The organism is Paenibacillus odorifer, from assembly GCF_000758725.1.
In the GTDB taxonomy this organism is placed as follows: Bacteria; Bacillota; Bacilli; order Paenibacillales; family Paenibacillaceae; genus Paenibacillus_AQ; species Paenibacillus_AQ odorifer.
This window is the reverse complement of record NZ_CP009428.1, coordinates 4,295,470-4,308,394: the sequence shown is the minus strand read 5'-3', so window position 1 is coordinate 4,308,394 and position 12,925 is coordinate 4,295,470. Positions and strand designations below refer to the sequence as shown.

The window sequence follows — 12,925 nt, the reverse complement described above, 5'->3', positions numbered from 1 at the left end:
GAGTGGAGGAAATTATGTCTAACAAACGCAAGTGGACAACAACCCGTAAAATTCTGACGAGCATTGGTCTTGTCTTAGGCGCAGCTATTATAGGGATTGGAGTATATGCAGGGTATTTATATAAAAAGACGGATGATGCGATACAGCGTATGGCAGCTCCAGTCACCATCCAGCCCACAGCTGTTCCAGAGGAAAAAAAGGAGACGGTATCGGTTGAACCTATGATTTTTCTGCTAGCCGGGGTAGATAGCCGGGATGGCGGTGGTGGAGTAATGAATACCGATGTTCTGATGCTTGTCAGCTTCAATCCGGACACGAAGTCGACGAGTTTCTTATCTTTACCACGGGATTTGTTGCTAAAACCTAAATCGTTGCCTTCCCGCAAAGCCAATTATTATTATGCTTATCATTACATAAAAGACAAAACAGAGGCTATTCCAAATACAAAAGAGTTCTTCAGTAATTTGCTCGGTCTGCCGATTGAGCACATGGTTGTGGTGAATTTTGATGTGTTGCAGAAGACCGTGGATTTGCTTGGCGGACTGACTATAGATGTCGATATGGATATGAAATATACCGATACGGCAGATGGTACACACATCGATTTAAAGAAAGGCTTGCAGAAGCTGGATGGCAAACAAGTTCTTGATTTTGTACGGTACCGTAAATCGAATCAAGGAACGGCTGAATCCTCCGATTTCCAGCGCAATGATCGGCAGCAGCAAGTAATCAAGCAGATTCTGGATAAGCTAGGAAATTTCCAAGGCGTGTCCCAATGGGGAAATGTATTGGATATCATTGGTGAAAATGTGAAGACGGATATTCCTCAAGCAGATCTGCAGCAGTGGTTATTCAACTTCCCTAAACTTAAACCAGAGCATATTAATTCCTTACATGTGGAATCTCTTTGGAAGAGTCCGTATGTCTATGTGAATAAAGAGGATCTAAAACAAGCACTTACTACTCTGAGTACGGAAGCAGGCGTCAGCTCCGAAAGCTCATTACACTTGGAGAATGTTGGGACTGTGGATTAACATCAACAAACTGCTCTTAGGAGCAGTTTTTTTGTAGCTTTCTGCCGGCTGTGAGTTTATGTAGAAAATAAGGTGAAAGAGTTTTTTACCTCGTATTGAGCTTCCAATTAATAGTATAATAAGAACTCGTAGGAGTTATTTCAATATGTTGTAGAGAGCTTATCCACAATAACTTTATGCGAATACATACTCATATTTTTTTGAGGAATAAGGAGATGAGAGCATGACTGTAAAAACTACAGCGGAACAAATCCGCATTATCGAATACGATTCTTCTTATGCTGGGGCGGTCGCAGAAATGTGGAACCGCAGCAACGAAAGCTGGGGCGGAGGCACTAATCAGAGAACTGAGGACAGTGTGCGCCGTGAGATGGAGATCTCGTCCAATCTTAATGCCTTTCTTGCCGTTGATGGCAAAGAGGTAGTCGGCTTCTGCAGCTTCGCCCACTACCGTCAAGATGAAGGGGCATTGTATGTCCCGCTATTGAATGTACGGCCCGATTATCACGGATACAAGGTTGGCCGCAATCTGATTCTGAACGCTGTTCGCCAAACAATAGAAGCGGGCTGGCCACGTCTTGATCTGTTCACTTGGGCAGGTAATACGAAAGCCGTACCGATGTATAAGAAATGCGGATTTTTTTGGGAGAAAAATGAAGATTACGTCCATCTGATGAACTTCATTCCAACTGTATTGCAAACGGAAGCACTTGCTCCTTATTTTGAAGAACTGGATTGGTATGCAGACAGTACCCGTGAACTTCCCATCCAGCCAGATGGCCGCCAGGAGCGTGGCTTTGATTTCTTTGATTATACTTGGCAAAAGGGAGAACTCTCCTTGCGGACGGAATTCGAGAAGACTGGCCGCGGTCTGACCGCTCTTGATACACCAGACTATGAAATCTCCACGGAGATTGATGATCATGATCTTGTGTTCGGTTCGACCTACAAGATTCGCTATCGCATCAAGAATCGTTCGGCGTCTGAGCTGGCCATTGAGATCGAAGGCCAGAACGATAAAAATATCCGTTTTGCTCTATCTGCTGCGCGAACACTAGCACCAGGTGAAACGGTTATCGTGGAAGGTGATTTTGAGCTTGATTCGGTTCGGGAAGAGCAGAACGATAAGAAGACACACCCCGTTGTTTTGAGCAAGTGGATCATCGGTGGCAAGCGTGCTGAATTCCGCATTGGCGTTGCTCCTAAATTCCCACTCAAAATGAAGATAGCGCTGCCACACCGGGAACTATATCTGGGTCTTCCTTCGGAACTGTACCTTAATGTGGAGAATAATTTTGCTGCAGAAGCAGAATTTTCTTTTGATTTGCCCGAAGACGAATTCCTGATGTGGGCGGACCGTACAGTAAGCTTTACTGTTCCAGCTAAGAGTAAGGCTTCTATTCAAGTACCCTTTACCCTAAAGTCATACGGTCTTTATTCACAGGCTATTGAGGTAACGGCCGTTCCGGTTGGAGAGAAGGCAGTCACCTTTATCAGCAAGCTATCCGTTCTAATGAAGGGAACGCATGGCCGCTTTGGCGGGGAAAACGGGGATCAGTGGGTGGCTGTAAATGGCGCCTACTCCATTCATCTTAATAATACCGACAATGGAATGTGGATTGAATATCCCGGCTCGAGCCATAATTTCTGGTTGACCCATCCGAAGTTAGGCAAGCCATTCGCAGAAGAATTCTCTAAGAAACAGGCCAAAGAAGTAAAGATCTATTCTGAAGGGGAGAGTCAGGTGCTCGAAGCTCTTTACGAGTCGGAAGAATTTCCGGGTCTTGAGATAAAAAGAGTGGCTAAGCTATTTGCTAACGGAATCGCTGAGTTTTATAGCGAGGTCTGCAATACCAATAGTGACATCCTGGAAGAAGACATGTATCTGTTGACGAATTTCGGCTTTTTCGGTAAACAGCTTATCTTGCCATATCAGGGCCAATACGTGGACATGGGCGATGCTTACTCAGGCGATCCAAGTCTTTGGGACAGTGCACAAATTACGGAGAACTGGTTGTTCTGCAAGGAAGAGAACGTCACATGCGGAATCTGCTGGGATCCTTCGCTAAAATTACTTCGCCCGGAATACCCGCTTGGGCTGGAGCATAATCTTGGCCGAATCTCCGCTGGAGATGTCGTACGGACAAAAACTATGATGTTTGCTCTTAACACCTTCCTTAAGTGGTCGGAATTTCGCGCCTTTGCCCTAAAACAGCAGAATTCGGTCATACCGGTGTTGGATGACCATCTTGAGCTAACGCTCGGCGGTGGAAATCCGTTTGCGGCAGGGGCACTTCATGCCGAGCTAATCGAACGAAAGATGACACCGCTTGATGGAAGCCTTGAATTGTATGTACAGGCTGATGGAGAAGAGGAGCGAAGTGTCGCTGAGATGGAGTTGCAAAGAGGACAAAATTTGCACTCCGCAGGTTTTGAGCTCTCTACTGAGGATACAGAATCACCAGAACACAACGAATCTGGCCGTAAGGTCCGGGTCGTCTATCGCGGTGAGGACCGCATTCAAGAGCGAACAGGCCTCTGGTTTCCACAAACGGAAACAAGCGTTGTTTGTGGGATAGAAGAAGGACCTGCGGGTCCCATTTACACAGTGACCAACGGAGTTCTATCTATTGCAGCTGCTCCTGATTTCGGCAGTGTTGTGCATTCCTTGAAGCACCGAGGAGAAGAGTGGTTGGACAGCACCTTTCCGAAAGCAGAACCACGCTCCTGGTGGAATCCTTGGCATGGTGGACTCGGTGTGGGTATTTCTGGAATAGGCGGATTTAGCCGGTTGCAGGAGCCAAGAAGCGCAGCTTGGACGGAGCAGATGGATGATCACGGCAACGTCTGGAAGGGTTTGAGACTGACCACTTCGATGGAGAAGCAGGAAGCAAACCGGGGGATCACGATCAATCAGCATTACCTCATGCTGCCCGGAATTCCTGTGCTCTGTGTGTTGATTTCAGTAACCAATGAAAGTGGAATGACGCTGCCGCATTATTCGCTATCCGAGGATAGTTACTTTAAGCCTTCACCAATCTATTCGGAAGGCTGGATGGAGCTCCCAGAGGAAGGCAACTTCCCTATCGGGAAGGTCGAAGCCCATCTGGAATCCAAGGGGCTTATCCGAATCGGTGCAACTTCGCGTAAAGACATGCTGCATGTGGTGCATAGTTATCCTAATCAGAGAGCTATGTCTTACCTGAACAATAAGGTATTCACATATGGTGTGAATCACCATCTACTACTTCTGAACGGAGAAACCGCTTGGACACAGCCGACCTTCATGATCATGGGAGAGCTCGCTCTGGATCCAGAGGTAATTCGTAATCTTATGAAGGTGACCTTTGCTAGTGCTTCTGACAAAAAGGAGACTATAAATGCCAATCATTGATATTCACATACATCTGTCGGACATCGATAGCTTTCATCAGACAGCACAGGACCTCTCCAAAGTTGATTACACAGCTGCTGGGCTCAAAGCGGAGTTTGACAAGAACGACGTTGTTCTCGGCATTGGAATGGGGGTCACGGAGCAGACGAAGGGTGCCTTTCCTGACTCTGCCTCTCCCAATCCGATGGGGCTTGACTTGGAAGATAGTGTGCCGCCATTCTTAATGGAATGCGTGGGCATTAATCCGAATATGCTCGGAGGAAAGGATGCTTTGGATGAGCTGGACCGAATTGAGGCACGGCTGCAAGCTCCTGAGGTAGCTGGTATTAAGCTTTATGCCGGGTACTATCATCATTACGTTTATGACAAAATCTACTCGCCGATCTATGAGCTGGCGGCCAAGTATGGCACGCCTGTGGTTATTCATACCGGTGATACGTATTCGATGAATGGATTGCTTAAGTATGCGCATCCGCTTACCGTGGACGAACTAGCGTTCCAACGGCGCGACGTGAACTTTATGATCTGCCATTTAGGCGATCCATGGGTGATGGATGCTGCCGAAGTGGTCGCCAAGAATCCGAACGTCTATGCCGATTTATCTGGTCTCGTTGTTGGTGATCGGCCTCATTTTGAGCGGTTCATGAATGAACCCCTGTTTATGGATCATTTTCGCCGGGCGCTGGTATACTCTGATCACTATGAGAAAATGCTGTTCGGTACGGATTGGCCACTCGCGCCTATAGACCTGTATGCGGAGTTCGTCCGCCGACTTGTGCCTGAGCAGCACCACGAGAAAGTATTTTATGAGAATGCCTTTGCATTATTCCCACGCATCCAGCAGAGAATTGCAGCGCTCTGAGCGGAGCGGGACAGTATATTTTAAGCGCAGGAAAATAATATAATTACGAACAAGCCATCCTTAGTTAGTACTAAAGGGTGGCTTATTTTTGCATTTGTATGAAACCATGCCTATTTTTAGATTGAGTTTCCAAATTCTAATCTTCCTTTTCTTTACTTAACAGATCAGCTAGCTCAACCGAATTCTTATTTCTTAAATCCAGCATCTTTTCGCTATTGCTAGCTTTAATCAGGAAACCATCTTTCGTTTTAAAATCCATATAAAGGCTGAATCCGGCCACCTTTGAATTAGCGTAAGTAACAGTCATTCGATAAGTTGGTTGACCGACATCAACAGACCCGCGTACTTTTTTTACAGTTCTTATAGCATCTTCGAAGATTTGAAGGCTTTCACGGTCAGTATAAGTGATTTCTGTTGTTTCGGATACAAGATTGACACTTAAGATCTTTTGCGTGGGTCTGACTAATACAAATAATAAAATCAGTAAAATTATCAGTGAAAATGATAGAATACTAAATTTTTTCATAACCTGCCCTCCTTACTTAAGAATAATGCAGACCAATCACTTAGTTTCCAAAATAGTTATAAATTTCAGCTGAGTGTGCGTTGGTTATCTCATTGTTGGAATCTTATAAAAGTTCCTAGGGTTCTATTTATTATTTGCTACTGGACTGGTGAAACCTTTATTAAAATAATAAACGTCTAAGAATGTATACATATTTTAGAAATAATGTGCTTGCTTTTTAATTATACGTTTGTATAATGAATGTATTACACAAATGTATAACAAGGAGAAATAGGGATGAATATCAAAATCAAACGCTTGCCAGATGCTGAACTGGAAATTATGCTGGTGATTTGGCGAGCCGAGAGTTGGGTTAGCTCCTCTTACATTTTGAATCAACTGGGGGATAAACGTAAGTGGGCGCTTGCAACTTTGATGACAGTGCTGTCACGGCTGGTTGAAAAGGGCTTTCTATCTTGCGAAAAAGAAGGGCGGAGCAACCGTTATCTCGCTGCAATTTCTGAGACAGATTATAAAGAGAGCGAAGGGAAGTCGACGCTTGAAAAGCTTTTTGGCAACTCTGTGCAGGATATGGTAATGTCCTTATACAACGGAAAGGCGATTGATAAAAGCGATCTTGCTGAGTTGCGGGAACTGCTCGATAGAGTAGATAAGGAGGAATCCTGATGATAACAGGTCTTTTTACAGATTTTCTGGTTATCTCTGTGACCATAAGTTTAGTTATTATCGGCTTAATCACATTAACTCCCTTGTTAAGAAAACATTATTCGGCTAAGTTGAGCTATTGGATATGGTTGATCCTAACCCTGCGATTATTGTTGCCATTCAACTTTTCCTTTACCAATCCTCCTGTGGCGATTCAGCTACCCGAAGGTCAGGCCATAGCAACTGTCTTTCAAAGCTCAGTGTCCCAGAATTTGCAGGCGGATACGTCAGTAATCTCTCAGCCGGTCCAGACAGGGGATGTAAGCCATATCCCTTCTATAACTAATATCTTAGCGTACATCTGGGTTACTGGAGCTGTGCTTTTTTTAGGGTATCATTTGCTTAGTTATTTCTTTTTCAGAAAACAGGTATTACGTTGGAGCAGCCCTCTTCAGAGAGAGGATATGTTCTCCAAGCTCAAACAAGTCGCTAAAGAAATGCATGTAACACCCGCCATTCCGGTTCTGATAAGCAGTAAAGTTCCGAATCCGATGCTAATGGGTTTTTACAAGCCAACACTATTCTTGCCGCATGATCAATATAGTGAGGAAGAGCTGGAGTTTATCTTAAAACATGAGCTGGTCCATTACAAAAGGCATGACATCATATATAAGCTGTTGCTACTGATTGTGCAGGCAGTGCATTGGTTTAATCCATTGGTCTGGTTCATGGCACGCGAAGCTGTCCGCGAAATTGAAATTTATTGTGATGACACCGTTGTACGTAAGCAAAATGCAGCATATCGAAAGAAATACTGCGAAGCTATTTTATCGGTTATGCAAAGTAATGCTACTCGGCATGTAGCTTTATCAACGAATTTTGCAGGAGGAAAACACTCGATGAAGCAGCGATTCGGCAGTATTTTAAATATGAAAGAAAAACGAAATGGAGTAGGTGCATTTCTTGCGGTCTTAATGGTGGTTGGTATAACTGCAGTGCTAGCAGCCTGTACGAACCTAACCGGACAATCTACAGATACGGCGCTCAAACCAGGTACTATTTATTCCTACAGCTCTAGTGGTGAACAAGTTGTTGTGCGTGACGCTGGGAATACGTATTCCATGGACGAGGATGGTAATGTCTCTGTCTCCTATCGGAAAGGGGAGATCCAAGCGCAAACGCCTTTAAAACTTGATACGACTGGAACTGAAATGGGGATGGGGAGAGCGGATACCGGATTTTATATCTCCGAGGACAAAACCGCAATTGTATATGGATTTGCGGATGGTAAAGAATCCCCTCTACATGTATTAATCAGCGATGACATGGGGAAATCGTGGAATAACTACAACATTGAAGGTGCTAAGGGTTATGATGCCAAGTTCATCGGGTTTACTGACAAGCAAAATGGTTGGATCGTCTCCGGAGGTTCTGTAGGTGTGGGACGTTCGCTAAATTATGTATATCAGACCTCTGACGGCGGGAAGACATGGACGGAGCTTGGAAATCCTAACGATTTATACGCGGAAAGTTTAGCCGGGGCAGGGTTTTCTAACAAGGATATCGGATTCTTGGGGTTCAGATATTATGAAGATAATGGGCCTGTTATTTATTGGACTAAAGATAAGGGTAAGTCATGGGAAAAGCTCGTGGTATCCCTGCCGGAAACCTTTGATGAATATCAAAAAACGCCGCTTTCACCTATTTTTAATGGAAAAGAGGGATTGTATCCTATTCTGCTCAGCAAAGAGGGCAACACTGTAGGTACCATCTATCTGTCGAGTAAGGACAATGGCCTGAAGTGGACGTATGATCCAGCATATGATCAATTGGGCGATTCTAAATAGGAGCAAGTGGAGCAGGGGGGGGTCTACAAAGATCCCGCCCCTTTTTTATATGGTGGGCTGACGATTTTAATATGTAGTGGCTTATAATTGTATTTCGTACAGCTATTTTCGCTCGAAAAACTCGCTCCTGAAGATAGTTGTATTTTGTACACCTATTTTTTAGTTTTTTGCCGCTAAAGCTGATAACTGTGATTTTAATTGTATAGAATACAGTTAAAGTGAGAAGTTAGCCTTTTACAGACGAAATAAGTGTATAAAGTGCAGTTATCTCATAGGTTGCATAAAGTTAGAGCGATAAAAATATAGGGGGAGAACATAGTGGAAAGCCAGCTGCTGTTAGTGAGGAACGCAAGCTGCTGTCAGTGCGAAACGGATGCTCTATCGTAATTCGGCTGGGCATTTGAAAATTCTATGGATTAATCCCCGAGGGTTGCTCAAAGAAGACCTTAAAGTCGGATAGCTACGATTTATCATTATCTGCTTAAACTTCCGCTACAAACCAAAAACACCAGGCAGAGCTTCTCCAATAATCGGATAGTCAATGCCTGGTTGTCTTTTTACTATTTTTTTAATAACGAGACTTTATTTGAATCTATCATCATCTGCTTTAGTATAACGCCTCGTCACCGATAAAAGAGGAATAAATTACTTTTTCCAGCCTCCACCGCTATGTGAGGAGGACTCTACATAGTCTACGTTGATTTTGCCAGTGCTCGTTCCTACCTCAGTGTTGAAATTATATTGTCGCAGGTTCCAATCATCGAAGGTTCCCTGCCAGTCATTATCTACGATGAAGGTGTAACGTGTTGTGGCGGAATTAGTGCCTCGAATATGAGAGCAGACTGCTCGTGATCCGTAGATACCCATTTTATAGCCTTTGGAATTTTTAGTACTGCTGTCTAGCACTGATTTTATGCCTTGAAAATAAGGTACTATATTGTTTGTGATTTCGGTAGAGGTCATATCGCGGTCTATGGCAAAATAAATCGGAGTGCTGCTGGTTTGTCCCAAATCACTTGCTAAGCCTACAGCCGTTTCAGCATCTTTAACACCATTGGCTTTCGTAAAATGATCGAGCGATTTGCTGATTTGATAAAGGGATATGATATATAATCCCCCATCTGAAATCCGTGTAATCTCAGCTGAGGTGAGACCATCCTGATATCCTTCGACGCGATTCAAATATCGGCAAACGAATGTGAATTTATTATTTTTAAGTGTAGTTAATCTTGCTGCTGTTACATTTGTAGCTGTATCACAACCTAAAGCCATTGTAATTGCCTTCTTTCAATTATTTTGTTTAAGGTTTGGCGCCAACCTCCCTATCAATATATGAGAAAACTTTCACAGATTCTTGGGGGAACCACGAAATGAGAGAAAAAGAGGCAGATTGAGAGGATTAATAGAAGGAGAGACTTTGATCGCTTATTTTACTTTCATTATGGATGGAGGCGGGAAAGGTACGAGCGCTGCACTAGTAAAGGATGGGATTACTTATGTATCAGCTAGTCACTGGGAAGCGGCAGGGTTGAAGGTTGTATGGGATAAATCGCATCAAAGAGCGGAGTTTACTGGATGGGGAAAAAATAGCCGTTCGTATTGGAAGTAAACAGGGGGTTTATATCTAACAGATTCCGCAGGACAAACTCGCTTGCTAACGAACCTTGGTTCGCAGTTATTCGATGCTGTTCAATTCGATTTTCAGAAGACGCCGAAAGGTCTAATCTATCTAACCGTAACAGATGTTTACGGAGAACCACATATCAAAAATAAATGGTATACGATGATTATTAAGGATGGAATGGTCATTCGCCAGGAATGGACGAGGATTTTCTACTGATTAGGTCCAATCAACAAGGTTTCCTCATGATGATAGATCGCAAAACAAGTGCCAAAACATTGTTGTACAAGGCACTTCTTGACGTAGAGCAGCAAAAATATGCCGAAACAAACGACCTTCCTTTTTTTGGAGATAACCTGAAGTTCCTGAAAAGAGAAGGGGATGCCCTGCTTTTTAATAATGAATATGTACAAGACGGTAAGGTTTATAAGTTTATGCTGGACGGTTCATAATGGGGAGGCTGAGTGGCGTCTCCGCAGGTTATCATAGTAAGATTTGATCCCAAGGTTTAAGAACCTTGGTTTTTTTGCTAACTAGAATAGTATAAGATCATGCTTAAACGGGTCAATGATTCTCCTGGATTATAATATACATGGGGTTTGTCTGCGTTAAACGTGATAGAATCACCAGATTTTAATAGATATTCATTATCATTGACACGCAAAGACAATTCACCATCAAATACAGTGATTAATTCTTCAGTTCCTTCCATATGTGGATTGGCATCAAGGTATCCACCTTCGTCTATCTCGACTGTATAACCCTCAAATCGTTTGCTTTCATCAAATGGGAAAGATGGATACACTCGATATTTTCCGTTGTCTTCAAGCAGTGGTTGAATTTCATTTCTTAATATCACTCTTGTGTCAGGCTTTGGGTAATCTATTAGCGTAGAAAATGAAGTTTTTAATCCATTAGCGATCTTCCAAATGGTTGTAATGGTAGGTGTTGATTCGCCTCTTTCGATTTGACCAATCATTGTTTTGCTTACTCCTGTTAATTCTGCCACCTTTTCCAGGCTTAAATCTTTACTTCTTCTAATCTTTTTTATATTCTCCGCAATGATTTGATTTATCTCTTCCACGGTAATTCTCCACTCCCTATTTACTTTATAACGACCAAGATATACAATAAAACGCACATGAGGACGTTATAACGTTCGATAAATACATTATAACATACAAAAAGGGAAGGGGAGAAATGAGTTAGTGATTGTTTCTTTGTTTTTATATGCATTTGTTGCTAGCTTTACTCCGGGACCCAATAACATTATGGCAATGACTTTTGCAAACCAGTTTGGTTTACGAAAAACAATGAAATTCTGTTTAGGAGTGGGCACAGGTTTTTTCGTGATCATATTGTTATGTTGCTATTTTAATATACTTCTGATTAATCTTATCCCAAAGATTGAATCTATTATGGCTGTGATAGGCGGAGTCTACATGTTTTATTTAGCATTTAAAATTATTACAAGTAAACATCAAGAAAATGATGGAAGTGGCGATAAACACAACAGCTTTATTGCGGGTATGCTTTTACAATTTATTAATCCAAAAGGGATATTATATGGAATCACAGTTACATCTACATTTATTCGTACCTCTCATTCTTCCTATTTTAGTTTATTGAGTTACTCTATAGTCTTAGCTCTCATAGGTTTTATGGGCACTTTTAGTTGGTGTTTATGTGGTTCTCTTTTCAAAAAAATGATATCTAAATATAGAAGTCAATTTAATATACTGATGGGATTGTTGTTAGTGTATTGTGGAGTTTCGATAGTGATAGGATGAATAAATGAAGCCTCATGTCAATAACGCCATAACATTGAACCGGCTTGATAACCTGATCCCAATGTCCAAAATAACAAGTTATCGCCACGTTTGATCAAACCATGTTCAATTGCACAATATAAGGCCAGAAAGGGACTGCTTGTGCCAGTATAGCCATATTCGTCGGCTACATAAATAATTTTATGCTGATCCAGGTTCAGCTTAGCCTGAAGTAATTTAATATTAGCCAATGTAAATTGTGAAAAGCAAAAAACTTGTATATCCTCGAATGTTAGGTGATGTTTGTTCAATAATTCAACAATAGATGTTTCCGCAAATCGTACACTGTCTATTCCGCTGAATCTCCCCCAGTGTAAGTAGCGGTGTTCAGCCCCATCACGCAAAGACTTAGCCAATCCTTGAGCGGGGTACACAATTTCTTCTGTAAAACGGCTGTCCGAAAGATACCTTACGTCAATTAATCCACTCTCTGAATGGTCTTTTTCTAAAATGAGGGCTACGGCGGCATCGCCAAAAATTGAATATGTTATTGGATGTGAAGGATCAGCCCATAAATTTAAAAAATCCGAACCGATAACCAACGCTCTATCTCTATCAGGATCATCGTATAAAGTACGAGCAGCCTGTTCAACCGCAATAAACATTCCTATACAATTCCCATTCAAGTCATAGCAAAGAATATCATCTTTACCTTTGATAGCTTTGTGAATAAGCAATGAATTCGTTGGTGATAGATATTCCGGAGTTGAGCTGGAAAAAAGAATCAGGTCTATATCTGTGGATTTCAATGAAGCAGTATCAATTGCTTGTTGAGCGGCATTAATCGCCATCGTCAACGAGTTCTCCTTCGTTCCTTCAATAACATGGCGGTTTTTTCTGCCTGTCTTTTTAAGAATCCGCTTAATATCTATGCCTTGCTTTTGAAAATGGTCAATAAAATATTGGTTGTTAATCACTCTTTCAGGACAATAAATGGAGACTTGTTTTATCGAGATACCTTCTAACATAGCATGATCACCCCTTGTAATAATTTTGCAATCACATTACATTAAGTAATCTAAAAGTATCTGTTTACCTAACAACGCCTGCTCATTTCTATAAGCTTGTTTGTCCAAAAAAATTTGTGATGTTATAGTTTATTATCTTAATAAAGCATAACACTAATTAGTAAAAAATTCTATAAATTCCTAAAAGTGTAACAAAATC

General features: G+C 42.1%; 13 protein-coding genes. 9 read left to right on the top strand and 4 right to left on the bottom strand.

Annotated elements, in window-relative coordinates; genetic code table 11:
* Positions 1-14: 14 nt before the first annotated feature.
* The 3 genes from PODO_RS18745 (at position 15) to PODO_RS18735 (ending at position 5,290) form a co-directional block, all read left to right on the top strand.
* Positions 15-1,034: an LCP family protein gene (locus PODO_RS18745; protein WP_038572139.1), complete on the top strand. Its 1,020-nt coding sequence runs from the start codon at positions 15-17 to the stop codon at positions 1,032-1,034.
* Positions 1,035-1,257: 223 nt separating this feature from the next.
* A complete protein-coding gene (locus PODO_RS18740; RefSeq protein WP_038572136.1) occupies positions 1,258-4,428 on the top strand; it encodes a GNAT family N-acetyltransferase in 3,171 nt (1,056 codons plus the stop codon).
* Complete coding sequence (locus tag PODO_RS18735) at positions 4,415-5,290, top strand: amidohydrolase family protein (protein ID WP_038572134.1); 876 nt, start codon at positions 4,415-4,417, stop codon at positions 5,288-5,290. The genes PODO_RS18740 and PODO_RS18735 overlap by 14 nt, the downstream gene beginning before the upstream one ends.
* A gap of 136 nt (positions 5,291-5,426) precedes the next feature.
* Here the strand turns inward: PODO_RS18735 and PODO_RS18730 are convergent, their stop codons facing one another.
* The gene (locus PODO_RS18730) at positions 5,427-5,816 is read right to left on the bottom strand and encodes a YhfM domain-containing protein (RefSeq protein ID WP_038572132.1); all 390 of its coding nucleotides are present in this window, start codon (positions 5,814-5,816) and stop codon (positions 5,427-5,429) included.
* Positions 5,817-6,092: 276 nt separating this feature from the next.
* Between PODO_RS18730 and PODO_RS18725 the strand changes: the two genes are divergently transcribed.
* On the top strand, positions 6,093-6,482 hold the full coding sequence (locus tag PODO_RS18725; protein WP_038572130.1) for a BlaI/MecI/CopY family transcriptional regulator: 390 nt from the start codon (positions 6,093-6,095) through the stop codon (positions 6,480-6,482).
* Positions 6,482-8,308 (top strand): M56 family metallopeptidase, encoded by a 1,827-nt coding sequence (locus PODO_RS18720; protein ID WP_038572128.1) that lies wholly within the window; start codon positions 6,482-6,484, stop codon positions 8,306-8,308. Before PODO_RS18725 ends, PODO_RS18720 begins: the two co-directional genes overlap by 1 nt.
* Before the next feature lie 645 nt (positions 8,309-8,953).
* Here the strand turns inward: PODO_RS18720 and PODO_RS18715 are convergent.
* Positions 8,954-9,580, bottom strand: coding sequence for a glycoside hydrolase domain-containing protein (locus PODO_RS18715; RefSeq protein ID WP_036688810.1), 627 nt, complete (start codon positions 9,578-9,580; stop codon positions 8,954-8,956).
* A gap of 118 nt (positions 9,581-9,698) precedes the next feature.
* On the opposite strand from PODO_RS18715, the gene PODO_RS18710 reads away from it, so the two are divergent.
* From PODO_RS18710 to PODO_RS18700, 3 genes are read left to right on the top strand one after another with little or no spacing between them, the layout of a single operon-like run.
* Entirely contained in the window at positions 9,699-9,917 is a 219-nt protein-coding gene (locus tag PODO_RS18710) for a hypothetical protein (protein ID WP_155288149.1), read from the top strand.
* 42 nt (positions 9,918-9,959) lie between these two features.
* Positions 9,960-10,148, top strand: a complete 189-nt coding sequence (locus PODO_RS18705) for a hypothetical protein (protein WP_038572124.1) — start codon at positions 9,960-9,962, stop codon at positions 10,146-10,148.
* A gap of 26 nt (positions 10,149-10,174) precedes the next feature.
* The gene (locus PODO_RS18700) at positions 10,175-10,381 is read left to right on the top strand and encodes a hypothetical protein (RefSeq protein ID WP_143767710.1); all 207 of its coding nucleotides are present in this window, start codon (positions 10,175-10,177) and stop codon (positions 10,379-10,381) included.
* 77 nt (positions 10,382-10,458) lie between these two features.
* Here the strand turns inward: PODO_RS18700 and PODO_RS18695 are convergent, their stop codons facing one another.
* Positions 10,459-11,013, bottom strand: coding sequence for a helix-turn-helix domain-containing protein (locus PODO_RS18695; RefSeq protein ID WP_038572120.1), 555 nt, complete (start codon positions 11,011-11,013; stop codon positions 10,459-10,461).
* Between the two features lie 124 nt (positions 11,014-11,137).
* Between PODO_RS18695 and PODO_RS18690 the strand changes: the two genes are divergently transcribed.
* Complete coding sequence (locus PODO_RS18690) at positions 11,138-11,719, top strand: LysE family transporter (protein ID WP_038572119.1); 582 nt, start codon at positions 11,138-11,140, stop codon at positions 11,717-11,719.
* A gap of 17 nt (positions 11,720-11,736) precedes the next feature.
* Here the strand turns inward: PODO_RS18690 and PODO_RS18685 are convergent, their stop codons facing one another.
* Positions 11,737-12,726, bottom strand: a complete 990-nt coding sequence (locus tag PODO_RS18685; RefSeq protein ID WP_038572117.1) for a ketoacyl-ACP synthase III — start codon at positions 12,724-12,726, stop codon at positions 11,737-11,739.
* Between the last annotated feature and the right edge of the window lie 199 nt (positions 12,727-12,925).